23 protein-coding genes are annotated in these 23,969 nt (G+C 64.7%); 15 read left to right on the forward strand and 8 right to left on the reverse strand.

Annotated features, from left to right (window positions below):
* Positions 1-6 precede the first annotated feature (6 nt).
* Complete coding sequence (locus RLQ26_11400) at positions 7-1,506, reverse strand: leucyl aminopeptidase (GenBank protein ID MEQ9089328.1); 1,500 nt, start codon at positions 1,504-1,506, stop codon at positions 7-9.
* A gap of 166 nt (positions 1,507-1,672) precedes the next feature.
* On the opposite strand from RLQ26_11400, the gene lptF reads away from it, so the two are divergent.
* The 6 genes from lptF to rsmA all read left to right on the forward strand — a co-directional run bounded on the left by lptF (position 1,673) and on the right by rsmA (position 9,502).
* Entirely contained in the window at positions 1,673-2,806 is a 1,134-nt protein-coding gene (gene lptF / locus RLQ26_11405; GenBank protein MEQ9089329.1) for an LPS export ABC transporter permease LptF, read from the forward strand.
* Positions 2,807-2,822: 16 nt separating this feature from the next.
* A complete protein-coding gene (gene lptG, locus RLQ26_11410; protein MEQ9089330.1) occupies positions 2,823-3,917 on the forward strand; it encodes an LPS export ABC transporter permease LptG in 1,095 nt (364 codons plus the stop codon).
* A 4-nt stretch (positions 3,918-3,921) separates the two neighbouring features.
* Positions 3,922-6,108 (forward strand): LPS assembly protein LptD, encoded by a 2,187-nt coding sequence (gene lptD, locus RLQ26_11415; GenBank protein ID MEQ9089331.1) that lies wholly within the window; start codon positions 3,922-3,924, stop codon positions 6,106-6,108.
* A gap of 204 nt (positions 6,109-6,312) precedes the next feature.
* The gene (locus RLQ26_11420) at positions 6,313-7,605 is read left to right on the forward strand and encodes a peptidylprolyl isomerase (GenBank protein ID MEQ9089332.1); all 1,293 of its coding nucleotides are present in this window, start codon (positions 6,313-6,315) and stop codon (positions 7,603-7,605) included.
* Positions 7,602-8,645, forward strand: a complete 1,044-nt coding sequence (pdxA, locus tag RLQ26_11425) for a 4-hydroxythreonine-4-phosphate dehydrogenase PdxA (GenBank protein MEQ9089333.1) — start codon at positions 7,602-7,604, stop codon at positions 8,643-8,645. Before RLQ26_11420 ends, pdxA begins: the two co-directional genes overlap by 4 nt.
* A gap of 5 nt (positions 8,646-8,650) precedes the next feature.
* A complete protein-coding gene (gene rsmA / locus RLQ26_11430; GenBank protein ID MEQ9089334.1) occupies positions 8,651-9,502 on the forward strand; it encodes a 16S rRNA (adenine(1518)-N(6)/adenine(1519)-N(6))-dimethyltransferase RsmA in 852 nt (283 codons plus the stop codon).
* A gap of 3 nt (positions 9,503-9,505) precedes the next feature.
* On the opposite strand, the gene gmk is transcribed toward rsmA, so the two are convergent.
* Together gmk and RLQ26_11440 are read right to left on the reverse strand one after the other, a co-directional pair.
* Positions 9,506-10,147: a guanylate kinase gene (gmk, locus tag RLQ26_11435; protein MEQ9089335.1), complete on the reverse strand. Its 642-nt coding sequence runs from the start codon at positions 10,145-10,147 to the stop codon at positions 9,506-9,508.
* Positions 10,148-10,152: 5 nt separating this feature from the next.
* The gene (locus tag RLQ26_11440) at positions 10,153-11,046 is read right to left on the reverse strand and encodes a YicC/YloC family endoribonuclease (protein ID MEQ9089336.1); all 894 of its coding nucleotides are present in this window, start codon (positions 11,044-11,046) and stop codon (positions 10,153-10,155) included.
* Between the two features lie 128 nt (positions 11,047-11,174).
* Between RLQ26_11440 and RLQ26_11445 the strand changes: the two genes are divergently transcribed.
* Entirely contained in the window at positions 11,175-11,975 is an 801-nt protein-coding gene (locus RLQ26_11445) for an SDR family NAD(P)-dependent oxidoreductase (GenBank protein MEQ9089337.1), read from the forward strand.
* Here the strand turns inward: RLQ26_11445 and mltG are convergent.
* From mltG to fabD, 5 genes are all read right to left on the reverse strand, one after another.
* Positions 11,960-12,949 (reverse strand): endolytic transglycosylase MltG, encoded by a 990-nt coding sequence (gene mltG, locus RLQ26_11450; GenBank protein MEQ9089338.1) that lies wholly within the window; start codon positions 12,947-12,949, stop codon positions 11,960-11,962. The genes RLQ26_11445 and mltG overlap by 16 nt on opposite strands.
* A gap of 24 nt (positions 12,950-12,973) precedes the next feature.
* On the reverse strand, positions 12,974-14,239 hold the full coding sequence (fabF, locus tag RLQ26_11455) for a beta-ketoacyl-ACP synthase II (GenBank protein MEQ9089339.1): 1,266 nt from the start codon (positions 14,237-14,239) through the stop codon (positions 12,974-12,976).
* Positions 14,240-14,312: 73 nt separating this feature from the next.
* The gene (locus tag RLQ26_11460; GenBank protein ID MEQ9089340.1) at positions 14,313-14,546 is read right to left on the reverse strand and encodes an acyl carrier protein; all 234 of its coding nucleotides are present in this window, start codon (positions 14,544-14,546) and stop codon (positions 14,313-14,315) included.
* A 173-nt stretch (positions 14,547-14,719) separates the two neighbouring features.
* The gene (fabG, locus tag RLQ26_11465) at positions 14,720-15,457 is read right to left on the reverse strand and encodes a 3-oxoacyl-[acyl-carrier-protein] reductase (protein ID MEQ9089341.1); all 738 of its coding nucleotides are present in this window, start codon (positions 15,455-15,457) and stop codon (positions 14,720-14,722) included.
* A 12-nt stretch (positions 15,458-15,469) separates the two neighbouring features.
* Positions 15,470-16,417 carry an ACP S-malonyltransferase gene (gene fabD, locus RLQ26_11470; protein ID MEQ9089342.1) on the reverse strand — a complete coding sequence of 316 codons (948 nt, stop codon included), beginning with the start codon at positions 16,415-16,417 and terminating at the stop codon, positions 15,470-15,472.
* 303 nt (positions 16,418-16,720) lie between these two features.
* Here fabD and rpsF point away from each other — a divergent pair, with 303 nt between their 5' ends.
* The 8 genes from rpsF to RLQ26_11510 all read left to right on the forward strand — a co-directional run bounded on the left by rpsF (position 16,721) and on the right by RLQ26_11510 (position 23,961).
* Positions 16,721-17,182, forward strand: coding sequence for a 30S ribosomal protein S6 (gene rpsF, locus RLQ26_11475; protein ID MEQ9089343.1), 462 nt, complete (start codon positions 16,721-16,723; stop codon positions 17,180-17,182).
* On the forward strand, positions 17,182-17,433 hold the full coding sequence (rpsR, locus tag RLQ26_11480; GenBank protein MEQ9089344.1) for a 30S ribosomal protein S18: 252 nt from the start codon (positions 17,182-17,184) through the stop codon (positions 17,431-17,433). Before rpsF ends, rpsR begins: the two co-directional genes overlap by 1 nt.
* A gap of 13 nt (positions 17,434-17,446) precedes the next feature.
* Positions 17,447-18,403: a DUF2232 domain-containing protein gene (locus RLQ26_11485; protein ID MEQ9089345.1), complete on the forward strand. Its 957-nt coding sequence runs from the start codon at positions 17,447-17,449 to the stop codon at positions 18,401-18,403.
* A gap of 15 nt (positions 18,404-18,418) precedes the next feature.
* Complete coding sequence (gene rplI / locus RLQ26_11490; protein MEQ9089346.1) at positions 18,419-18,994, forward strand: 50S ribosomal protein L9; 576 nt, start codon at positions 18,419-18,421, stop codon at positions 18,992-18,994.
* Between the two features lie 133 nt (positions 18,995-19,127).
* The gene (locus RLQ26_11495; protein MEQ9089347.1) at positions 19,128-20,363 is read left to right on the forward strand and encodes a cyclopropane-fatty-acyl-phospholipid synthase family protein; all 1,236 of its coding nucleotides are present in this window, start codon (positions 19,128-19,130) and stop codon (positions 20,361-20,363) included.
* A 102-nt stretch (positions 20,364-20,465) separates the two neighbouring features.
* The gene (locus RLQ26_11500) at positions 20,466-21,971 is read left to right on the forward strand and encodes a replicative DNA helicase (protein MEQ9089348.1); all 1,506 of its coding nucleotides are present in this window, start codon (positions 20,466-20,468) and stop codon (positions 21,969-21,971) included.
* A gap of 19 nt (positions 21,972-21,990) precedes the next feature.
* A complete protein-coding gene (gene alr / locus RLQ26_11505) occupies positions 21,991-23,184 on the forward strand; it encodes an alanine racemase (GenBank protein MEQ9089349.1) in 1,194 nt (397 codons plus the stop codon).
* A 3-nt stretch (positions 23,185-23,187) separates the two neighbouring features.
* Positions 23,188-23,961 (forward strand): ABC transporter permease, encoded by a 774-nt coding sequence (locus RLQ26_11510; protein MEQ9089350.1) that lies wholly within the window; start codon positions 23,188-23,190, stop codon positions 23,959-23,961.
* The last annotated feature ends 8 nt before the right edge of the window (positions 23,962-23,969 follow it).

A 23,969-nucleotide genomic window follows, 5' to 3' on the forward strand; every position in this document is an offset into this window, starting at 1 on the left:
CGCCTGCTATTTTTCGTAGTGCTCGGCAACGAAGCGATCGAGCAGCCGTACGCCGAACCCCGTACCGCCCCTGGGCACGGTGGGCGCATCCTTTCGGCTCCAGGTCGTGCCCGCGATGTCGATATGAACCCACGGGACCTTGTTCACGAAGCGCTGCAGGAACTGCGCCGCCGTAATGCTGCCGGCCCAACGCCCGGTCCCGATGTTCCTGATGTCGGCCGCATCGCCTTCAATCTGCTTGTCGTAAACTTCGTCAAGCGGCATATGCCAGATTTTCTCGCCTGTCGCTTTCGAGGCTTTTTCCAGCTGACGAACCAGTTTTTCGTCGTTGGAGAAGACACCGGCGTATTCCTCGCCCAGCGCCACGAGGATGGCCCCTGTCAGGGTCGCCAGATCCACCATCGCCTGAGGCTTGAACCTGTCCTGCGTGTACCAGAGGGCGTCCGCCAGCACGAGGCGGCCTTCTGCATCCGTATTCAGCACCTCGATGGTCTGGCCCGACATCGAGGTTACGATATCGCCAGGCCGTTGCGCGTTGCCGTCGGGCATATTCTCGACGAGGCCGACCACGCCCACGGCATTCACCTTCGCCCGGCGGCCGGCCAGGGCCTTCATGAGACCGATGACGACACCGGCGCCGCCCATGTCCCATTTCATATCCTCCATACCCTGAGCCGGCTTGATCGAGATCCCGCCGGTATCGAAGGTCACGCCCTTGCCGATAAACGCCACGGGCTTGGCGTTTTTGGCCCGGGAGCCGCCCGGCCATTGCATCACCACGACGCGCGGTTCACGCGCGCTGCCCTGCGCGACACCAAGCAAGGCCCCCATGCCGAGTTTGCGGAGTTGAGCAAGTGTCAGCACCTCGACCTTGATCCCCAGCCTGGTCAGCTCTTGTGCCCGCTTGGCTAGGGACTCGGGATAAAGAATATTCGCCGGCTCGGAAACGAGATCGCGGGTCAGGAACACGCCGTCCGCCACCTTGTCGAACCCCTCGAACTCATGACGCGCCCTGGCCGCGTCCCGCAACTGAATATCGAGGCGGGCCAGCTTCCCGTTTTGCCCTTCTTTTTTCCGGGTACGGTACTTGTCGAAATTGTAGGCGCGAAGCCGCGCGCCAAAGGCAAACTCGGCCGCGGCCGATGCGCCCTTGATCTTGGCCCGGGGCAGATCATCGAGCGCGACATGAACAGTCTCCTCGCCAAGCGTATTGAAGAAGGCCTGGCACTTGCCCCCCAACCGCTGGACACCCAGCGCGTCCAGTTTCCCGGGCTGGCCGACACCGACCAGGATAAGCCGCGCGGGCCCGTTTTCGCCCGGCTGCTCGATCACGAGGAACTCGTCCGCTTTGCCGGATTTTCTGGCGCTTCTCAGGCTGTCAGCGAGGCGACCGCCGGTCGCCTTGTCCAGCGCGCGGGCCGAGGGAGAGAGTTTGCCGCCCTCCATGACAAAGACGGCGAGCGCGCCCTTCGGCGTCTTGGGGGGAGCGGAAAACGTGACCTTCATGAAAGACTCGCATGTAAAGGAGGAGGACCGGGGACGAACGGGGCCCGGCCTGGGCCCCGGGGGACTTTACCGGAACAGGCCCGAATTAAAAGGCCCGCCGCTGCGGGCCCGGCACGCAAATCCCTTCCGGCTATAGGTTTTTTGCCGCGCATGTCTATAATCGGGTATGCATGCACTGACGAAATATATTTCCCGTCAATTACTTATTACCCTTTCCGTGGGTACGGTCGCACTCACGGCGGCCGTCTGGCTGACCCAGTCACTCCGCCTCGTGGACATGATCGTCAACCGCGGCCTGCCGGTTTCCGAGTTCCTGCGCCTGGCGCTTCTGATGCTGCCGACATTCCTGGTGATCATCTTGCCGATCGCGATGTTCGCGGCCGTCCTTTTCACGTACAACCGGCTGGTCAGTGACAGTGAGCTCGTGGTCATGCGGGCGGCCGGTCTCAGCCATTTCGGCCTCGCCAAGCCGGCGCTGCTGGTGGGCATGACCGTGGCCGTATTCTGCTACGTTCTAACTCTCTACCTCATGCCGATGTCGTATCGCGAGTTCAAGGATCTGCAGTTTGCACTGCGCAGCGACTATTCCACGGTCATGCTGCGTGAAGGGACGTTCAACACGCTGCGCGACGATCTCACCGTTTATGTGCGCGAGCGCAAAAGCAACGGCGAGTTGCTAGGCATTCTGGTGCATGACCAGCGCATCCCGGATCAGCCGGTGACGCTTATCGCCGAGCGTGGCGCCCTGGCCCGGACCAGTGACGGGCCGCGCGTCATCATGTTTAACGGGAACCGCCAGGAGGTGGAGCGCGATCGCGGGCAACTTTCTCTCCTTTATTTTGACCGGTACGCTCTCGATGTCGGCCGCCTCGGCGGTGGCGAGGGACAGCGCTGGCGCGAGCCGCGCGAACGGTTCGTGACGGATCTTCTGGCGCCGGGAGACGGGCCGAATGACATGCTGTACCGCGACGAGCTCATCGCCGAGGGCCACCAGCGCCTCGCCTCCCCCCTCTACGCGCTGGCCCTGACGCTGGTCGGCCTCGCCGCGGTGCTTTTCGGCACCTTCGAGCGCCGAGGACAGGCGCGGCGGATCATCGCGGCCGTCGTCGTCGGCATTGCCATAGAGGGTATTGCATTGGGGATGGTCAATCTTTCGGTGCGCCAGTCCTGGGCGATCTTTGCGGTTTACGGCCTGCCGCTCGGTCTTATATTGGGCGGCCTCTATCTCTTGCGTGAGCAGCCCGTCCTTTCCGCCGACACGACGCGGGCGAAAAGCGGCGACGGGATTCCAACCTCCTAACCGGCGACGAGGCGTCTTGCGGCTCTCATCCACCTTATCCATCTATATCGGCCGCCAGTTCCTGCTCTGGTTCGCGATCGTCTTCGCTGCGCTGGTGTCGATCATCTTCCTGTTTGACATGGTCGAACTCCTGCGTCGTGCCGCGTCCCGGCCCGAGGCCAGTTTCGGGATCATCGTCCAGATGGCGGTCCTGAAATTGCCGCTCATGGCGCAAAAACTATTGCCTTTCGCGGTGCTTTTCGGCGGGATGTTCGCTTTCTGGCGACTGACCAAGAGCCAGGAGCTGATCGTCGCCCGCGCCGCGGGGATCTCGGCCTGGCAGTTCCTCTTTCCCGCCCTCGTCGCGGCCGGCCTCATCGGCGCCTGCGCGGTCACCGTCTTCAACCCTATCGGTTCGGCCATGGCCTCGCGCTTCGAGCAGCTCGAGGGACGCCTGCTGCGGGGGCAATCCAGCCTCCTCGCGGTGTCCTCGGGCGGCGTCTGGCTGCGCCAGGCGGACAGTTCGGGTCAGGCTGTAATCCACGCCGACCGGGTCGTGCCGGATTCCGTCGAGTTGCGGGACGTGATCTTCTTTCTCTACAAGGCGCGGGATAATTTCGATGGCCGGATCGATGCGATGGGCGCGACGCTGCAGCCCGGCAAATGGGTTCTCGAGGATGCCTGGATCAGCCGGCCGGGGCGACGGGCGGAATTCCAGGCCCGGTTCGAGGTGAAAACCAATCTGACGGCGGATGGCATCCAGGACAGTTTCGCCCCGCCGGAAACCATGTCCTTCTGGGAATTGCCTGGATTTATCCAGCGGCTCGAGTCGGCCGGCTTCACCGGCATGCGCCATCGGCTGCATTGGCACGGCCTGCTCTCCTCTCCGCTGCTCCTGGCGGCGATGCTGCTTTTCGCAGCCGCATTCTCGATGCGCTTTACGCGCCGGGGCGGCGTTTTGCCCATGGTGATGTCCGGGATCACTGTCGGATTCCTGCTCTATTTCCTGTCGGATCTCGTGTTCGCCCTCGGGTTGGCAGGCAACCTGCCGGTCATTCTGGCGGCCTGGACCCCCGCCGGCGTCAGCACCCTTATGGGCGTGGCAGTGCTCTTCCACCTGGAAGATGGCTAAGCCCATGCGCGGCCTTCTGGTCATCGCCTCGCTCATCCTCGGGGCCGCCCTGCTGCCCCCCGCCGCCCTGGCCCAGACCGGGCTGCGAGAGCTTCCCATCGCCTTTACGGCGAACGAAGTGCAGTTCGACGAAAAAGAAGGGCTGGTCACGGCCGAAGGCAATGTCGAAATCAGCCGCACGGGCCGCACTCTTTATGCCGATCGCGTCACCTATAACCAGAATACGGGAATCGTCACGGCAACGGGCAATGTGCGGGTCGTCGAGCCAACGGGCGACGTCTATTTTGCCGAATCCATGGAGGTGCGCGAAGACCTGAAAGTGGGTCTCATCGAAACGCTGCGCCTTCTGATGGTCGACAAGACCCGGGTTGCGGCGGAATCCGCGGTTCGGACGGAGGGAAATCAGACTGAGTTGAGCCGGGCCGTCTTTTCGCCCTGCCGGCTGTGCGAGGAAGATCCGTCACGCCCGCCGGTCTGGCAGATCAAGGCGGTAAAGGTCGTCCATGATCAGGACGAACATATGATCGAGTACAAGGACGCCGTCCTTGAGATCGCGGGGGTGCCGGTATTCTACACCCCATATTTCGCCCACCCGGACCCCACCGTGGAGCGGAAGAGCGGCTTTCTCGCGCCAACGATTACTTCGTCGGACGATCTGGGCCTGTTTGTCCGGGTGCCGTATCACTTCGCCTTTTCCGAATACGAAGACGCCACAATCGAGCCCTTTCATGCCTCCAAGGAGAACCCCGGCGGCTTCGTTCAGTATCGTCGACATTTCGGCAACGGACAGCTCCGGTTTGAAGGGAGCTTGACCGCGTCCGATCTGATTACGAAAAACGGCCGTGAAAAACTCGATACGCTGCGCGGCCATATGAATTTTCGTGGCGATTTCGATTACGACAAGACCTGGCGCTGGGGCTTCGACGTAAACCGAGTTACCGACGACACTTATCTCAGGCGCTACGACATCTCGAGCGCTTCGGATTTGACGTCGCGGGGTTTTGTCGAAGGGTTCCGCGACCGCAGCTACGCGTCAGCCGAGGTCTACGCCTTCCAGGGGCTGCGCACCAACGACGTCCGCGGCGAGTTCCCGCAGGTCGCGCCCCTGCTCAACTACAATCTGGTTACCGACCCCACCTCCTATGGCGCCTACTGGACCCTCGATGCCAACGCCATGTCCCTGACACGCACGGAGGGAGCCGACAGCCGGCGGATGTCGCTGAAAGGCGGGTGGCATCTTCGGACTATCGGAACGCTGGGACAGGTGGTCGATTTCTCCGCCACGGTGCAGAGCGATCTGTATTCCGTGAGCGACGTGACCAATGAAGAGGACCCCACGGATACCGAATTTTCCGGCCTTCTCGGCCGGATTTTTCCACAAGCCTCGTTTTCCGTGCGCTACCCGCTGGTCAGCACGGCCGGGTCCCTGCGCCAGTTGGTGGAGCCGGTCGTCGCCATTGTAGCGGCCCCCAACGGGAATAATTCGCCCCTTATTCCCAACGAGGATAGCCGCGCGCTTGAGTTCGACGAGACCGATCTCCTCATCGCCGACCGCTTCAGCGGGCTCGACCGCGTGGATAGCGGCCAACGTGTGGACTATGGCCTGAATCTCGGGCTCTATGGCCCGAGAGGCGGCAGCATTACCGCCTTTCTTGGCCAGAGCTACCGTCTCCGGGAGGCCTCCGAATTCTCGGCCGGCACAGGACTCGAAGAGCAGGTCTCGGATGTCGTCGGCAATGTGAAGCTGACGCCCAGCAACTATCTCGATCTGGTCTATCGCTTTCGCTATGACGCGGATGACAGCACCGTAAAACGGAATGAGGTCACGGTTCGCACCGGCCCCAATTTCTTCCGCATCACGGCCGACTATATTTTCCTTGAGGCCAGCCCGCTTTTCAGCAGCGCAGTCGATCGCGAGCAGATCAGGTATGGCGGCGTCCTGCGGATGACCGAGAACTGGGCCGTAAGAGGGCGAACCACCCGCGACCTCACCGGCGATAACAACACGCTGAGCATGGCTTACGGGCTGAGATATACCGACGACTGCCTCGATGTGGCGGTCGAACTCAAGCGCGACTTCTTCCAGGACCGCGATCTCGAACCGGAGGACAAGATCGTCTTCCAGATCTTTTTCAAGCATCTGGGCGGCGGCTCGCTGGCCCCGGCCGGTTTCGGTGCCGAGGACGACTAGCCGAACAGCACGGCCGCGCCCGCCAGATCAGCTCTTTTGCCTCTCTTGCCCAAGAAAAAACGCCTCTGTTCGGCCATCTTTGGCCCTTTAATTACCTGGCCGCGCTGAATATAAAGGGGCTAGTGGGATGAAGCGTAAGCCGTTCGAGCCGCCCGATCTCGGGCCTGGCCACGCGACAACGCGCAAAATTGCGATGATACAGCCATGACACCGGTAACGAAGTGGCCCGCATGGGCCCTGGCCACCCTGCTGCTTGCCGTTCTGTGCACGCAGCAGCCGGCCAAAGCCGAGCTGAGGCAGGATGATACCGCGGTCGTTATCGCGGCCGTGGTGAATGACGACGTGATCACCGAGTATGACGTGATTGCCCGCATGCGTCTCGTCATGCTCTCGGCGCGCATCCCGGACACGCCCGAGAACCGGGAGCGGCTGCTTCCTCAGGTCCTTCGCAGCCTGATCGACGAGCGGCTCCAGATCCAGGAAGCGCAAAGGCTTGAAATTTCCGTCGAAAAGGACGAGCTCGAGGCCGCCATCCGGCGCATCGAGGAAGGCGCCGAACTTGGCGAGGGCGGGCTGGAACAGATGCTGGAGGACAATGGCATCCCCGACGATGCCGTCCTCAACCAGATCCGCGCCAACCTGGCCTGGCTCAAGATCATCGGCGAGACTGTCCGTCCGCTGATCCAGATCGGCGAGGACGAAATCGACGAACGCCTGGAAAGCATGAAAAGCCAGCGCGGCCGCCCTGAAAATCTGGTATCGGAAATTTTCCTGCCCGTCACTCTTCCCCGCGACGAGGAACCAGCCAAGCAGGCGGCCGAGGAGATCATATCCCAGGTCAGGCGCGGCGTGCCCTTCGAGGAACTCGCGCGACAATTCTCGCAAGGCGCCACGGCGGCTACCGGCGGCGATATCGGGTGGGTGCGCCAGGGCTATTACGAGCCGGAACTCGATGAAGTGCTCGAAAGCATGTCGCTTAACACCGTGTCCGAGCCCATCCGCACCGGCAAGGGCTACCACATCCTGCAGCTGCGCGACCGGCGGGTTTCGATCCCGGATGAAACGGATGCCACGGTCGTATCGCTCAAGCAAATTGTCTGGCAGCTGAAGGATCTGGCGACCGCGGACGAAATCGCCGGGCGGGTCGCGTCGGCCAGGTCCGTTCGCAAGGAGATCTATGACTGCCCAACCATGGATCTCGCCATCGAGCGTCTGGACAACCCGCTGTCGGGCGATCTCGGCCAGATGCGGGTCGGCGATCTGCCACAGAAGCTGCGCGAAGCCGTGATCGATCTCGAGGTCGGCCAGATCAGCGAGCCGATCGTGACCGATCAATCGGTACTTTTGCTCATGGCCTGTCAGCGTGACGAGGCCGATTCGGTCATGCCGGATCGCGACGAAATTGCAGAATCCATCAGCCGCCAGCGGCTCGATCTTCTGGCGCGGGACTATCTGCGCGATCTGCGCCAGTCGGCCTTTCTGGACGTGCGCGTGTGACCGTCGCCCCCCTTCCCTTGGCGCTGACCATGGGGGACCCAGCCGGTATCGGCCCCGAGCTCACCCTGGCCGCCTGGCGCCACCGGGCCGAGCTGCCGCCCTTCGTGGCCTTTGACGATCCCGACAATCTGTCCCGGCGAGCGGCTCTCCTGGGACTGCCCGTCCCGGTAAGAGCGGTAGACACGCCCGAGGAAGCCGCTGGCGTCCTGCCGGACGCGCTTCCCGTCATGGTCGAGCCCCTGGCCGCGCCGGCGGAGCCCGGCAAGCCCGACGGGGCCGCCTGCCAGGCCGTCACGAACTCTCTTCGCCGCGCGGTCGCGGCCGCCCGGGCGCGCACGGTCGCAGCCGTCGTGACCAATCCCGTCCACAAGCAGTCGCTGTATGAAGCGGGGTTTTCCTGGCCCGGACAGACGGAATTCCTCGGCCACCTGACGGGAGTGGTCCGGCCCGTGATGATGCTGCAGGCGACCGGCCTGCGCGTGGTGCCGGTCACGGTCCATCTCGCGCTCAGGGAAGCAATCGACCGGCTGACCCGTGAAGATATCCTCCATGCCGCGCGGGTCACGGTCGATGATCTGCGCCGACGCCAGGCCATCGGCCGCCCCCGCTTGGCTGTCGCCGCCCTCAATCCCCATGCCGGCGAAGGCGGCCGTCTCGGCCGGGAAGAGAGCGAGGTGATCGCGCCCGCCGTGGCGGCATTGCGCGATGAGGGGATCGACGTGTTCGGTCCGGCCCCGGCCGATACCTTGTTCCATGCCGAAGCGCGGGAAAGATACGATGCGGCCATCTGCATGTATCACGACCAGGCGCTGATCCCTCTCAAGACCCTGGACTTCCATGGCGGCGTGAATGTCACGCTTGGCCTGCCGATCATCCGCACCTCGCCCGATCATGGTGTCGCCTTTGACATCGCCGGTTCCGGCCGGGCGCGGCCCGACAGTTTTTTCGCGGCCCTCCGCCTTGCCGCCCGCATGTCAGCCGCCGAAACCGGCGCGCCGCTCGAGCCCGGCTCTCGCTCCCCGGCCCGCGCCGGCGGCTGACCCCCATGAGCCGGCTTCCCGAGTTGCCGCCCCTGCGCGACGTAATCCGTCGGTACGATCTGCGGGCGCTGAGGCAACTGGGACAGAATTTTCTCCTCGATCTTAACCTGACGCGCCGGATCGCGGCGGCGGCCGGTGATCTGACAGATCGCACGGTGATCGAAATCGGGCCGGGACCGGGCGGGCTTACCCGCGCGCTCCTCGAAACAGCGGTTCGGCAGGTCGTCGCCGTGGAGCGCGACCCGCGGTGCCTGACCGCCCTGGGCGAGCTCGAGACCGCGGCGGACGGGCGCCTTGTCCTGATCGCGGGCGACGCTCTCGGCTTCCCCGCGGCCAGCACGGGGACGGCGCCGCGCCAGATCGTCGCCAACCTCCCCTACAATATCGCGACGCCTCTTCTGATCGGCTGGCTGGCCACGCCCGAGGCCTTCGAGCGCCTGACCCTGATGTTCCAGAAGGAAGTCGCCGACCGCCTGACCGCGAGCCCCGGCGGCCGGGCCTGGGGGCGGCTTGGCGTGATCGCCAACTGGCGCTGGCGGGCGGAGAAACTGTTCGATGTCTCGCCCAAGGCCTTCGTCCCCCCGCCCAAGGTGACCTCAAGCATCGTGTCGTTCGTGCCACGCCCGGCCGGGACTTATCCCGAAGCCGATCCCCGGCTGATGGAGAAGATTGTTGCGGCCGCCTTCAATCAGCGGCGCAAGATGATCCGACGCAGCCTGACAACACTCGGCCCCGCCGCGACCGAACTGATCCGCGCGGCCGAGGCGGCCGGGATCGATCCCGAAACCCGCGCCGAGCGTCTCACCATCGAGGATTTCTGTCGTCTCGCGCGGCTGGCGACCACCCTGAGCCTTTGAGCGCTACTGTCCCGCGATCAGGGATTTGACAAACTCGGCCAGACCCGGCTGGCGGCCGCGCTTGAGCATCTCGGCCCGCAAAATTGCCTGCACGTCGCGCAGACAGGCATCGAGATCGTCATTGATGACGATGTAACCATATTCCGCCCAGTGGCTTAGCTCCTCCGGAGCCTTCGCCATGCGGCGGGCGACGACATCATCCGTGTCCTGGGCGCGCCCCTGCAGGCGGCGCTCCAGCTCGCGCGTCGAGGGCGGCAGGATGAAGATAGTCACCAGATCGGCGCTGGCCTTTGTGTCCAGAAGTTGCTGCGTGCCCTGCCAGTCGATATCAAAGATGACGATCCGCCCGTCATCGAGCGCCGACTGAATCGGGCTGCGCGGCGTGCCGTAATAGTGATCGAAGACCTTGGCCCATTCGAGAAACTCGCCCTTGTCGCGCATTTCCTGGAAAGTCGGCCCGTCGACAAAAATATAATCCTTGCCGGCGACCTCACCCGGCCGGCGCGGCCGGGTCGTGACGGAGATCGACATGTCGATATTGTCGTGGCTTTCGAGGATGCGACGCGAAATGGTCGTCTTGCCGGCACCCGAGGGCGAGGAGAAAACCAGCATGAAGCCACGGCGGCCGATGTGAGGTCGTGTCATGGGCGTCACTCTATATTCTGGACCTGTTCGCGGAACTGCTCGATGAAGGCCTTGAGGGCGAGCCCCGCCTGGGTAAGTTTCAAGTCGGCCGATTTCGAGCAGATCGTGTTGGCCTCGCGGTTGAGCTCCTGGCACAGAAAATCGAGCCGGCGCCCGACCGCGCCGCCCGCGCCCAGGAGGTCCTCGAGCGAGGCGAGATGAGCCTTGAGCCGGTCAATCTCCTCGCGCACATCGGCCTTGGTCGCCTGAAGCGCGGCTTCCTGGGCGACGCGTTCTTCCGGAATGTCGGGGACGGTCTCCGCGAGTTCGGCCAGTTTCTGGAGCAGTCGGGTACTGATCAGTTCGGGCTGGCGGGCGGCGTGGAGTTCCACCTCCTCGGTGGTGGCCACGATACTGGCCACCAGCACCTGAAGCTTTTCGGCAATGCGCTTGCCTTCCTCCCGGCGCGCGGCGACCAGATCGTCGAGCGCGGCCTGGAGCGACGCCCGTACCGGTGCCGCCATGTCGTCGAGGATCTCGCTCAGATCCGGGCTTTCGTCCAGTTGGTCCAGCACACCCCTGATCTGCAGGAGCCCGTCCAGGCGGGGCGGCGCGATGTCCTGTCCCCGCGCCCGGATCTCGTCGACGATCCCCATGAGGGTGCCGAAGGCCGTGTCGTTGAGCTTGAGGCGGATATTGCCATCCGGCCCCTGCCAGGTCAGCGCCAGGTTGAGTGCTCCGCGCGAGACCTTTCGGCCGAGTTCGGCGCGAAATTCAGGCTCGAGCGGATCGAACCCCGCCGGCAGGCGGAAGCGCGCCTCGAGCCCCCGTGCGTTGACCGCCCGTATCTCCCAGGCCCAGCTATACCCGTCCTGCGTTCCCTGCGCGCGGGCAAACCCGGTCATGCTTGCGATGGACACCTTGGCGCCTCAATGTGAAAAACTGGATCAACCCCGACGGGGGGTTATATCCCGCAACCGGTGGAAGGCCAAGGGAAGCGCCGGCGCAATCTCCCCGGCCCCGGAAATGCCTTGGCGGAGGTCACACCATGCCCGAAACCGCACTCCGTAATATCCTGATCACCGGGGCCAGCAGCGGCATCGGCGCCGCGCTCGCCCGCGAATATGCTGCCCAAGGCGTGTTTCTTGCCCTGGCCGGGCGCGACCGGGACCGCCTGGCGGAAATTGGCGAGGCCTGCCGTGACCGGGGCGCGGAAGTAGAGCTGGCGGTGCTCGATGTCACCGAGGCCGGCCGCTTGCAGCGCTGGATCGATTCGATCGATGCCGATCAGCCGCTCGACCTGGTCATAGCGAACGCCGGCATTTCGGCCGGCAGCGGCCAAAGCGGCATGGCGGAAACGGCCGATCAGGCCCGGCGGATCTTCGACGTCAATCTGGCGGGGGTTCTGAACACGGTATTTCCGGTTCTGCCCCGAATGATCGGTCGTGGCCGCGGCCAGGTCGCGGTGATGAGCTCGCTCGCCGCCTTTCGCGGCATCGCCTCGGCACCGGCCTATTGCGCGAGCAAGGCGGCCATCCGGGTCTGGGGCGAAGGGCTGCGCGGCGCCCTCCGGCCGCATGGTGTCCGGGTCTCCGTCATCTGTCCCGGCTTCGTCGAAAGCCGGATGACCGCCGCCAACAGCTTTCCCATGCCGTTCCTGATGCCGGCGGAGCGCGCGGCCCGGCTTATCCGACGCCGGCTCGCGCGCAACAGGTCCCGGATTACCTTCCCCTGGCCCATGGCGGCACTTGTCTGGCTGATGGCCAGCCTGCCGGCCGGGCTTACCGATGTCCTCGTTCATCGGGGCGCACGCAAGCCACCCGCGATCGATATTCAGTCGGCCGACTGACGCTGCTCGCGCTGCCAGCGCCGCCAGGCACGGACATTGCGGTTATGGCTCTCGAGGTCGCGCGCGAAGGCATGGCCACCCGTCCCGTCCGCCACGAAATACAGGGCGTCCGTATTGGCCGGGTCGAGCACGGCCGCGATGGCCGCGCGTCCGGGGTTGGCGATGGGGCCGGGCGGGAGGCCCCGGCGGCGATAGGTGTTGTAGGGGCTCTCTGTCCCGAGATCAGTGCGCGTCAGGGGACGGTCGAGCACGCCGTTGCCGCCGCTTACGACATAGGCCACCGTAGGATCCGATTGCAACGGCAGGCCGGCCCGCAGCCGGTTTACGAAAACCCCGGCGACCAGGGGGCGCTCGTGAGCGAGGCCCGTCTCCTTTTCCACGATCGACGCCAGGATCAGCGCTTCGGCCGGGGAGGCGAGCGGTACACCCTCGGCCCGCGACTCCCAAAGCTCCGCCAGCGTGGCCGTCATCGCCGCCTGCATCCTGCGGACGAGCTCCCGGCGGTCGTCTCCATGGGTGTAGTGGTAGGTTTCAGGCAGAAGGCTTCCCTCGGCCACGTCCTCGCCCGGATCTCCGATCAGGCCGGGCGCCTCGGCCAGGAGGGTGAGGACCTGGTTCACCGACAGGCCTTCGGGTACCGTCAACTGACGCAGCACGACGTCTCCGGCGACCAGCCGGGCCAGCGCATCGTACATGCTGGTGCCGGGCGGGAACGCGTATTCGCCCGCCTTGAGGGCCCCGCTGGCCCCGGCAAGCCGCGCATAGGCCTGGAAGAGCGCCGGCTGGCGGATTACGCCATGGGTCCCAAGCAACGACGCCGTGGCGCGCAGGGTGGCCCCTTTAGGAACGATCAGGGTGATTTCTTCCCGTGCCGGCCCGTCGCGGTAAACCAGCGCCAGCGCGGCGCCCAGGCAACCGGCGGCAACCGCCAGCACGGCCGCCGCGATGACCAGTCCGGGAAGATAACGCCGCATTGCAGCCGCCCCCTGGCGAGACGCCTACGGGGCGGCCTGAAAGATGACGGTCGCGTTGGTGCCGCCGAATCCGAAGGAGTTGGAAAGCGCACGACGGACCGGTCGCTCGCGGGCTTCCCGTGGGACCAGATCAATCCCGTCGCTGCCCTCGCAGGGATTCTCCAGATTGATCGTAGGCGGCACCGTCTGAGTGGTAATGGCCATAATCGAAAAGATCGATTCGACCGCGCCCGCCGCACCGAGCATATGGCCAATGGCCGATTTGGTGGACGACATCGAGATATCTTTCGCGCTGTCGCCGAACAGCCGGCGGACGGCCCCGAGCTCGATCTCGTCACCCAGCGGTGTCGATGTGCCGTGCGCGTTGACATAATCGATATCGGCCGGCGACAGGTTGGCGCTTCTGAGCGCGTTGCGCATGGAGCGGTAGCCGCCATTGCCGTCCTCGGCTGGCGCCGTGATGTGATAGGCGTCGCCCGACATGCCGTAGCCTACGATCTCCGCATAAATTTGGGCGCCGCGCGCCTTGGCGTGCTCCAACTCCTCGAGGACGACGACGCCCGCCCCCTCGCCCATGACGAACCCGTCCCGGTCCCGGTCCCACGGGCGCGATGCTCTTTCCGGTGTATCGTTGAACCCGGTCGACAGCGCCCGCGCGGCCGCGAACCCGGCGATGCCGATCCGGCAGATCGCCGCTTCGGTCCCCCCGGCCACCATGACGTCGGCGTCACCGAACTGGATAAGGCGTGAGGCATCGCCGATCGCGTGCGCACCCGTGGAGCACGCCGTGACGACAGAGTGGTTGGGTCCCTTGAAGCCGTATTTTATCGAGACAAAGCCGGAGGCAAGATTGATCAGGCAGGAAGGAATGAAGAAGGGCGACATGCGCTTGGGCCCTTTTTCGTAAAGGGTCACGAAGCCGTCGTAGAGACCCGGCAGGCCGCCGATGCCCGACCCGATCATCACGCCGGTGCGTTCGCGATCATCCTCGCCTTCGGGCGTCCAGCCCGAATCTTCCACCGCCTGTTGCGCTGCCGCCATGGCGTAGAGGATGAACTGGTCCATCTTGCGCCGGTCCTTCGGGCCGACCCAGTCATCCGCATTGAAAAGCCCCTCCGCCGTGTCGCCCGTGGGCACCTGACCCGCAATCTTCGAGGGCAGATCGGAGACATCAAAGGACTGGATTGCGCGGATTCCGGAACGGCCCGCGGTCAGCCGCTCCCAGGTCGGTTTGATACCGACTCCGAGCGGGCTCACGATACCCATTCCGGTGACGACGACGCGTTTCATGGTTCCAGCGATCGTCTGCTAACTCTACAGGATGAGACCGTACCCCGAGGCAAGCCTGCGCCGGGGCGACCGGTCAGGACTTCTGCTCGATGTAATCGACCGCGTCCTTGACAGTGACGATTTTTTCAGCCGCGTCGTCGGGGATTTCGCACCCGAACTCTTCCTCGAAGGCCATGACCAGTTCGACGGTGTCGAGGCTGTCCGCCCCGAGGTCGTCGATGAAGCTGGCATTCGGGGCGACCTTGGCTTCATCGACTCCAAGGTGGTCCACAACGATCTTTTTTACTCGCTCGGCGACGTCGCTCATCTTTTTGAAAACCCGCTTATTTCAGGATGATTGAGTAGGGAATTGGATATAACGAGTTGTTGTTTATGCGCCATTTCGGGCCGGCGCAGCAAGTCAGTGTTTTCGGTACGTAACACACTTTATCACCGTTGACCAGCATGGCCCGAAGTCTCGCGATGCGCCGGATTCGGTCCTTAAATCATGGCCATACCGCCATTGACGTGAAGTGTCTGGCCGGTCACGTAGGCGGCCTCCCGCGAGGCCAGAAACGTCACGCAGGCCGCCACGTCCTCTGGCGTGCCAAGCGACGCCGAGGGAATCGCCGCCACGAGTTTCGCTTTCTGCTCGTCACCCAGGGCGTCGGTCATCGCGGTCTCTATAAAGCCCGGCGCCACGCAATTGACCGTAATACCGCGGCTGGCCACCTCCTGGGCGAGCGATTTCGACATGCCGACAAGCCCCGCCTTGCTCGCCGCGTAATTCGCCTGCCCGGGATTCCCGGTGGTGCCGACGATGGAGGTGATCGAGATAATCCGTCCCCACCGATTTTTCATCATGCCGCGCAAGGACGCCCGGCACAGCTGGAACGACGCGGTCAGGTTGACATCGATCACTTCCTGCCATTCGGCATCCTTCATGCGCAGCGCCAGATTATCGCGCGTCAACCCCGCATTGTTCACGAGTATATCGGGTCCGTCGGCCAGCTTCCTCGCTTCCTCGACCAGGGCCGCCGGCGCGCCAGGTTCGCCAAGATCGGCCACCGCCACATAAGCGCCCTCTCCCAGTTCGGCGGCCAGGGTATCGAGCGCCTCTTGCCGGCGGCCCGCCAGGACCACCCGCGCGCCCTGCCCATGCAAGGCGCGCGCGATCGCGGCCCCGATTCCACCCGATGCGCCGGTCACCAGCGCCGTACTTCCCTCAAGCCCGAACATGATGACTTCCCTTCAAAGCGTCGCCAGGAATGCGTCGAGGTCCTCGGGCGTGGCCACGGTCCGGGCCCCGAGCGACCGATCGATCCGGCGCGCCAGCCCCGCCAGCACCTTGCCGGCGCCGACTTCGACCAATTCCCCGACCCCTTCGGCCACCAGCCACGCCACACTTTCGCGCCAGCGCACGGTACCGGTAACCTGGCGGACCAGCAATTCGCGGATCTCGACCGGATCCGTCACAGGCGCGGCAGTGACGTTGGCGACGAGGGGCACCACCGGCGCCCGGACCGTGACCTCGGCCAGGGCTTCTCGCATCTCCTCGGCCGCGGGCGCCATCAGGGCACAATGGAAAGGAGCGCTGACCGGCAGAAGCACCGCCCGCTTGGCCCCTTTTTCCCCGGCGATATCGATGGCCGCCTGCACGGCAGCGCTGGCGCCACTGATCACCACCTGACCCGGCGCGTTGTCGTTGGCCGCCTGACAGACGCCGCCCGTTCGTGCCGCCGCCGCCGCGGCAATTTCCTGGGCAGCGGCGAAATCGAGCCCCATCAGGGCGGCCATCGCCCCCTCGCCCACCGGCACCGCACGCTGCATCGCCTCGCCCCGCCGGCGCAGAAGCCGCGCCGTGTCGGAGACGCTCAGGGCGCCCGCGGCGGCGAGGGCCGAATACTCGCCCAGGGAATGCCCTGCCACGAAGCTGGCCAACTGGTCGAGGGTCCGGCCGGTCCGGTCCTCGATCACGCGGAAAACGGCGAGACTCACCGCCATCAGAGCGGGCTGGGCATTGCGGGTCAGGGTCAGTTGATCCTCGGGTCCGGCCGCGATGATCCGACTGAGGGCCTCGCCGAGCGCCTCGTCGACCTCGTCGAAAACCGCCTTGGCTGCCGGATAGGCCCGGGCCAGATCGGCACCCATGCCGATTGCCTGCGACCCCTGGCCCGGAAACACCAGTGCTCTCGTCATCTCATGCGCCCCCTACCCTGTCCCTCGACCGGTTTGACCGCGCCCGGTCTTACCCGCTGTCCGCGCCAAGTCAAGCGGCATGGCCGAGATCGCCGTGAAGGTGATCGTCGGAACCGCCGGCCCGGCCCGGGCCGGAAGAGAATCGGCGCTGTTTCACCGGTTGCCGGGCCGGGGCTTTTGTGTATAGTCCCGGCTCCGCTCCTTTCCGGGTCTTCGGGCTCGGATAGGCCCGGGCGGCTGACCGGCACGGCTCCCATGCCTGCCGCAGCGCCGGGCCACGGAACAGCCAAAGGGAGTTACAAATTGGCATATTACGAAACCGTGCTCATCGCGCGGCAGGACGTCTCGTCCTCGGCCGTCGATGCCCTCGTGGACCGGTTCACGGCGGTCCTCGAAGAAGGCGAGGGAAAAGTCAAGAAGTGCGAGAACTGGGGTCTCCGAAACCTCGCCTACCGGATCAAGAAAAACCGGAAGGGCCACTACGTGCTGCTCAACATCGATGCGCCGGCCCCCGCCGTCCATGAGATGGAACGGCAGATGCGGCTCGACGAAGACGTGCTCCGCTACCTCACCGTACGCGTCGACGAGCTGGAGGACGGCCCGTCTCCGATGCTGCGCGCCAAGGAACGGCGCGAGGAGCGCGATCGGGGTGACCGGGATCGCGGGGACCGTGACCGGGATCGCGGGGATCGTGACCGGGATCGCGGGGATCGCGGTGGACGCCGGGATCGCGGCGAGCGCAGCGACAGGCAGGGAGAGTCCTGATGGCACAAGGCGGTAACCCCAGCGGCGGACGGCGACCGTTTTTCCGGCGCCGCAAGAGCTGCCCATTCTCGGGCCCGAGCGCGCCGAAGATCGATTACAAGGATACGAAGTTGCTTAGCCGCTACGTCTCGGAACGGGGCAAGATCGTGCCCAGCCGAATCTCGGCGGTTTCGGTCAAGAAGCAGCGCGAACTGGCGCGGGCCATCAAGCGGGCGCGCTTTCTGGCACTGATGCCGTACATGGTGAACTGACCGGGCGGCGGCGGTGGGTCGATCGGTCCTCTGGGCGTCGGCAGCCGGGCTGACCGCGGCGATCCTCCAACTCCTCGTTCTGGTAAGCCCGACAGGGGGTCTGCTCTTGGCGTATTTTTCGCCCCTGCCTATCCTGACGGTAGGCCTGTCTCTGGGATCGGTAACTGCACTGGTTGCCGCTCTGGTGGCGGCAGCAGCGACCACGCTCCTAACCGGGACCGGCTTCAGCGCCTTCATGGCGCTTGGCTTCGGCGTCCCGGCCGCGGGGCTGGTAGCCCTCTCCCTGCGCCGGCGCGCCGCTTCAGGGGGAGCGGTGTCCTGGTTCCCGGCCGACCGGCTCCTGATGGTGACCAGCCTCGCCACCCTGATCGTGCTGGCCCTCGCGCTGGCCCAGGGTTTCGGACATTCGGCGGGAGTCCGGGGGATGGTTTCGGATTTCGTGTTCAGCGTCGCGAGCCAACTCGAGGCGCGGGGCACCGACTTGCAGGCGAACACCCTGACCCGCCTCGTGGCCCTGTTTCCGGGCTTGGCGGCGGTTTTCTGGCTGGCGATGCATCTGATAAATGCAGCCCTGGCCCAGGGGATCGTCAAACGCCTGGGCCGGAATTTGCGGCCCAGCCCGACGCTGTCGGATACGCGGCTGCCGCGGGCGCTGGCGCTACTGCTGGGGGCAAGCGCTGTGGCGGGCCTGCTGGCGGGCGGTGCGCTGCAATATTTTGCCCAGAACGCGGTCCTGGTGCTGGCGGTACCGTATTTCATCATGGGACTGTATGTCGCGTCCCTCGGCCTCGGCCGGTTGCCCCGGCTGGCGCTGATCCCCGCGATCGTCGTGGCGGCGGTGTTCATGCTGGCAATCGAGTACGGCTTCGGCCAGACGTTGTTTTGGATCTGCGTGGTTTTTGCCCTGTTGGGGCTGGTCGATCAATGGACCCGGCTTCGCGACTGGCTGGCACCCAGCGCGTCTGAATAAAAGGAGACTAGGATCATGGAAGTCATTCTTCTGGAGCGCGTGGAAAAACTTGGCCAGATGGGCGATGTCGTCAGGGTCAAGCCCGGCTTTGCACGCAACTACCTGTTGCCGGAAAAGAAGGCGCTCAGGGCCACCAAGGAAAACATCGCCTATTTCGAGACCCAGCGGACCCAGCTCGAGGCTGTAAACCTGGATCGGCGCAAGGAAGCCGAAACCGTCGGCCAGAAGCTCGACGGGCTCGACGTCACACTTATTCGCCAGGCCGGCGATACCGGCCAGCTTTACGGCTCGGTCACCACAAGAGATATCGCCGATGCGCTGATCGAGGCCGGTTTTACCGTGGCCCGGCGCCAGATCGACCTCAATCAGCTCATCAAGACGCTCGGCATCACCGATGTGGCTGTTGCACTGCATCCCGAGGTCAAGGTCACAGTGCACGTCAATGTGGCCCGATCCGAGGACGAGGCGGCGCGCCAGCGCCGGGGCGAGGTGATCAACGCCGTGGGCGAAACGGTCGAGAGCGAAGAGGAGGCGGAAATGGCTGAAAAGCCGGAATCCGGCTCTCTGGCGGTAGAGACACCTTCGGAATAGGTATTCACCAGCGCATTGGTGGAAGCGGGGCCCGTCGGGCCCCGTTTTTTTCGGCCCTTTCCCGGTAGTGACAACGCCCCGGCAACTCCGCCAGAATGACACGGGCGAAGACGCACAATGCCGGGGCAGGACGATGTTGGCAAAAGCGCTTTTCGATCGACTGATCACGACCGGTCGGCTGACCGTTGAGGACGCGCGCGGCCGCCGTCATGTTTTCGACGGCAACACCTCGGGGCCGCACGTCAGGATCAGGCTGCACGACCCGAGCCTCCACCATCGGCTCGCCCTGCGCCCTCGGCTCGCATTCGGCGAAGCCTATATGGATGGCACCCTGACAGTCGAAGACGGCGGATCGATCTACGACTTGCTGGGACTCCTGATCCGCAACCAGCAGGCGGCGGATCTCGGCTGGATGAGCCCTCTCGGGCGTGGACTGGGCACGCTGGCGCGTCCCCTGGCTCAGCGGAACTGGACCCGCCGGGCGCGCCGTAACGTCGCGCATCATTACGACCTGTCGGGCGAGCTCTACAGATTGTTTCTGGATGACGACCGGCAATACTCCTGCGCCTATTTTCGCTCTCCCGAGAGCACGCTGGAGGAGGCACAGCTGGACAAGAAGCATCACCTGGCCGCCAAGCTCGACCTGCGGCCGGGGCAGACCCTCCTCGATATCGGTGCGGGCTGGGGCGGCCTCGCGCTCTACATGGCCGAACGGTTCGACGTCACCGCCACGGGCATCACCCTCTCCTCCGAACAACTCGCCGTCGCCCGCGAACGGGCGGAAAAGCACGGCATCTCCGGCCGACTCCGGTTCGAACTCAAGGACTACCGCGAGATCGAGGGACCCTTTGACCGGATCGTCTCCGTCGGTATGTTCGAGCATGTCGGCGCGCCATTCTATGACGTTTTCTTCCGGAAGGTCCGGGACCTGCTGAGCGAAGACGGCGTGATGGTGCTCCACTCGATCGGCCGCCTGGACCCGCCGGGCGACACGAACCCCTGGATCCAGAAATATATTTTCCCCGGCGGCTACGTCCCGGCCTTGTCAGAGACCCTTGCCGCCGTGGAGCGCGCCGGCCTCTTTGTCACCGATATCGAAATTCTTCGCCTGCATTACGCCGAGACCCTGAACGAGTGGCGCCGGCGCTTCCTGGCAAATCGGGACAAGATCGAAGCGCTTTATGACCAGCGCTTCTGTCGCATGTGGGAGTTCTACCTTGCCGCCAGCGAGGTCGGGTTCCGTTATGACGGGCTCATGGTCTTTCAACTTCAACTGACCCGCGACATCACAACGCTGCCGATTACCCGCGAATACATGGTGGACCGCGAGCGCGAGATCAGCGAACCAGGCGCCAGCGCAGCAGCCTGAGTTTCAATCCCGTGGAAAGCGGGGATAACTTTAGATCCATAAATTTAGGTCGCGCCCGGGAATTTAGGTCGCGCCCGGGAAACGTTCTGATAAAGTCGCCCCATGCCCAGCGACAACAGCTCCATTACCGTCTCTCTCCATGAACGCGCGAAGGACGAAACCGACTACAGGGTCCTGCCGCACAACTACGAAGCGGAGCAGGCGCTTCTCGGGGCGATCCTGGTGCGCAACGCGGCCTTTGACCGGGTTTCGGATTTCCTTCAGCCCGAGCATTTCGCCGATCCCGTGCATGGCCGCATTTTCGCGGCCGCCATGCAGCTGATCGCGCGCGGCCAGCTCGCCAACCCGGTCACGCTGAAAGGCTTTTTCGAGACAGACGGCGAACTGTCGAAAATCGGTGGACAGAAATATCTCGCCCGCCTGGCAGCCAGCGCGGTCACGGTCATCAACGCGGCCGATTACGGCCGGACGATCCACGACCTCTACCTGCGCCGGCAGCTCATCGCGCTTGGCGAGGATGTGGTCAACGAAGCCTTCGAAACGAGCATCGAACAGCAGGCGACGGAACAGATCGAATCAGCCGAACAGCGGCTGTTCGACCTCGCGACCGCCGGCACGGTGGAGGGCGGATTCCAGACCTTCGAGCGCAGCCTGCAAAGCGCAATCCAGGCGGCCGAACACGCCTATCAGCGCGATGGCCAGCTCACGGGTGTTTCCACCGGGCTCAGGGATCTCGATGGAATCCTTGGCGGGTTGCACAGTTCGGATCTCGTGATCCTCGCCGGCCGCCCATCGATGGGCAAGACCGCGCTGGCCACCAACATCGCCTACCACGCGGCCAGGACGCACCGGACAGAATCCCGCGACGGCGTGCCCGAAACCGTTAATGGCGGCGTTGTTGGATTCTTTTCCCTCGAAATGTCGGCTGAACAGCTCGCCACGCGGATCCTCGCCGAGGAATCCGGTCTCTCGTCGGACAGGATCCGCCGCGGGGACGTCAGCGCCGACGGGTTTCAGAGTCTCGTGCAGGCGTCGGCCGAACTCGCGCAACTGCCCTTCCATATCGACGATACGCCTGCCCTGACGGTCTCGGCCTTGCGAACCCGGGCGCGGCGCCTCAAACGCACACAGGGGCTCGATCTTGTGGTCATCGACTACCTGCAACTCCTGAGGCCGACCGTGGGGACGCGGGCCGACAATCGGGTGCAGGAGATTTCCGATATCACGCGGGGCCTAAAGGCGCTCGCCAAGGAACTCAACGTGCCCGTCCTGGCCCTTTCCCAGCTTTCGCGCGCCGTCGAGCAGCGCGACGACAAGCGGCCCCAACTGGCCGATCTCCGGGAATCCGGCTCGATCGAACAGGACGCCGATGTGGTGATGTTCATTTACCGCGAGGAATATTACCTCGAGCGCAAGGAACCCAGCCCCGGCACGACGGATCACGCCACCTGGCAGGAAAGCATGGAAAAGGTTCACAATCTGGCCGAGGTGATCATCGCAAAGCAGCGCCACGGGCCCGTCGGTCGCGTCACGCTGCACTTCGCCGGCGCGTCGACGAAGTTCAGCGACTATGTCCGGGACGACCGCCTGCCCGACGCGCCCCACTAGCGCCTGGAACGGACACATCATGGCCGCGCGTGAGACTGATCCTTCCATCAGTACCGACGCAGACCGCCGCGTGTCCGGCGAGACCGCAAGCAGTATCCTCACCATCGATCTGGACGCGCTGAAGCGGAATTACGCATTCCTCCGCCGCGCCAGCGGCACCGCGGAAACCGCCGCAGTGGTAAAGGCGGACGCCTACGGGCTGGGGATCGAACGGGTGGGGCCGGCCCTTTGGCGCGCTGGCTGCCGGCGCTTCTTCGTTGCCACCCCGGCCGAGGGCGTGACACTGCGCCGCCTGCTGCCGGATGCCGTCATCTTCGTCTTTGATGGCCCGACCGGTCAGCCGGGCCTTCTGGCGCTGCACCGGCTGGTTCCGGTGCTGAACACGTTCGACGACATCGCGGCCTGGGAACCCTGGGCGCGGACGGGACCGCCCCAGGGGCCGGGCGGGCGGAAAACCGGCGCCACCCTGCCGGCGGCGGTCCATGTCGATACGGGGATGAACCGGCTGGGCCTGCCAGTTGCCGGCTTTCGGGAGCTGATCCGCGATCCGGCGCGTCTGGACCGGCTCAATATCTGTCTCGTGATCAGCCACCTGGCCTGCGCCGACGAACCGGCGAACCCCAAGAACCACGACCAGCAAGCCCTGTTCGCCCGACTTGTCGCCGAAACCCCCGGGTTGCCCGCCTGCCTTGCCAACTCGGGCGGGGTGCTGATGGGCGCCCCCTTTCACTTCGATCTGACACGCCCGGGCATAGCGCTTTACGGCGGGGTGCCGGCGCTCGACCGGCCGGAAAACGGGTTCGCCGAACTCGCTCAAGTGGTTCATCTCAAAGCCAGAATCCTGCAAATTCGCGAGATTGACAGTCCCGAGACCGTTGGCTACGGTGCCGCATTCCGCGCCGAGGGGGCCATGAAAATTGCAACCGTCGCAGTGGGTTACGGCGACGGCTACCCGCGCGCCCTGTCCCATAGGGGAAGCGCCCTCGTCAATGGAATCCGCGTGCCGCTGGTGGGTCGAGTTTCGATGGATCTGAGCACTTTCGACGTCTCCGCGGTGCCATCCCACGCCTGCCGGCCGGGCGATTTTGTGGACCTCATCAGCCCGGCGCACACGGTGGACGACCTCGCGGACGAAGCGGGGACCATTGCCTACGAAATTCTGACATCGCTGGGGCGGCGCCATACGCGCGTCTATGTCGAGGAGACGCGTTGAATGATGGAGTTCGTCGCCAATATCGGGCGGCTCACCCTGGGCTTTTTTGAGGTCACGGGGCGGATCACCCAGTTCACGATCACATCTTTGTCGCACTGTCTGCGCCCGCCCTACTACCCGCGGCTGATGCTGCGCCAGATGATCGATATCGGCTATTACTCCCTGCCCGTCGTGGGACTGACGGCGATCTTCACCGGCATGGTGCTGGCGCTGCAGAGCTATACCGGGTTTTCCCGCTTTTCCGCCGAAAGCGCCATTCCCAACGTGGTGGTGGTCTCCATCACGCGAGAACTGGGCCCGGTGCTGGCGGGGCTCATGGTGGCGGGCCGCATCGGCGCGGCCATGGCGGCCGAAATCGGCACTATGCGCGTGACCGAGCAGGTCGATGCCCTGACGACGCTTTCCACCGACCCCTATAAATATCTTGTCGTGCCCCGGCTGCTCGCCGGGCTGACGATGCTGCCGCTTCTCGTCCTCGTGGCCGATATCATCGGCGTCTTCGGCGGCTATCTGGTCAGCGTCTACAAGTTGGACTTCAACGCCGCCACCTATATGCGCAACACGATCGATTTCATGGAGACGATGGACGTGGTCTCGGGCCTGGTGAAGGCGGCGGTTTTTGGCTTTATCATTGCGCTGATGGGCTGTTATCACGGCTTTCACTCGCGCGGCGGTGCCCAAGGGGTGGGCGCGGCGACCACGGCGGCCGTGGTCTCCGCCTCGATCCTGATCCTCTCCTTCAACTACCTGATCACCGAATTGTTCTTCGCGCGTTAGGGCGACAG

The organism is Alphaproteobacteria bacterium (assembly GCA_040220875.1).
Classification (GTDB): domain Bacteria; phylum Pseudomonadota; class Alphaproteobacteria; order JAVJVX01; family JAVJVX01; genus JAVJVX01.

Coding starts and splice junctions, on each gene's coding strand:
- RLQ26_11510 (MEQ9089350.1), top strand. CDS start 23,188: ATGGAGTTCGTCGCCAATATCGGGCGGCTCACCCTGGGCTTTTTTGAG.
- RLQ26_11495 (MEQ9089347.1), top strand. CDS start 19,128: ATGTTGGCAAAAGCGCTTTTCGATCGACTGATCACGACCGGTCGGCTG.
- RLQ26_11460 (MEQ9089340.1), bottom strand. CDS start 14,546: ATGAGCGACGTCGCCGAGCGAGTAAAAAAGATCGTTGTGGACCACCTT.
- RLQ26_11420 (MEQ9089332.1), top strand. CDS start 6,313: ATGACACCGGTAACGAAGTGGCCCGCATGGGCCCTGGCCACCCTGCTG.
- rplI (MEQ9089346.1), top strand. CDS start 18,419: ATGGAAGTCATTCTTCTGGAGCGCGTGGAAAAACTTGGCCAGATGGGC.
- RLQ26_11500 (MEQ9089348.1), top strand. CDS start 20,466: ATGCCCAGCGACAACAGCTCCATTACCGTCTCTCTCCATGAACGCGCG.
- fabF (MEQ9089339.1), bottom strand. CDS start 14,239: ATGAAACGCGTCGTCGTCACCGGAATGGGTATCGTGAGCCCGCTCGGA.
- alr (MEQ9089349.1), top strand. CDS start 21,991: ATGGCCGCGCGTGAGACTGATCCTTCCATCAGTACCGACGCAGACCGC.
- lptD (MEQ9089331.1), top strand. CDS start 3,922: ATGCGCGGCCTTCTGGTCATCGCCTCGCTCATCCTCGGGGCCGCCCTG.
- mltG (MEQ9089338.1), bottom strand. CDS start 12,949: ATGCGGCGTTATCTTCCCGGACTGGTCATCGCGGCGGCCGTGCTGGCG.
- lptF (MEQ9089329.1), top strand. CDS start 1,673: ATGCATGCACTGACGAAATATATTTCCCGTCAATTACTTATTACCCTT.
- RLQ26_11400 (MEQ9089328.1), bottom strand. CDS start 1,506: ATGAAGGTCACGTTTTCCGCTCCCCCCAAGACGCCGAAGGGCGCGCTC.
- RLQ26_11445 (MEQ9089337.1), top strand. CDS start 11,175: ATGCCCGAAACCGCACTCCGTAATATCCTGATCACCGGGGCCAGCAGC.
- fabD (MEQ9089342.1), bottom strand. CDS start 16,417: ATGACGAGAGCACTGGTGTTTCCGGGCCAGGGGTCGCAGGCAATCGGC.
- rpsR (MEQ9089344.1), top strand. CDS start 17,182: ATGGCACAAGGCGGTAACCCCAGCGGCGGACGGCGACCGTTTTTCCGG.
- rsmA (MEQ9089334.1), top strand. CDS start 8,651: ATGAGCCGGCTTCCCGAGTTGCCGCCCCTGCGCGACGTAATCCGTCGG.
- gmk (MEQ9089335.1), bottom strand. CDS start 10,147: ATGACACGACCTCACATCGGCCGCCGTGGCTTCATGCTGGTTTTCTCC.
- fabG (MEQ9089341.1), bottom strand. CDS start 15,457: ATGTTCGGGCTTGAGGGAAGTACGGCGCTGGTGACCGGCGCATCGGGT.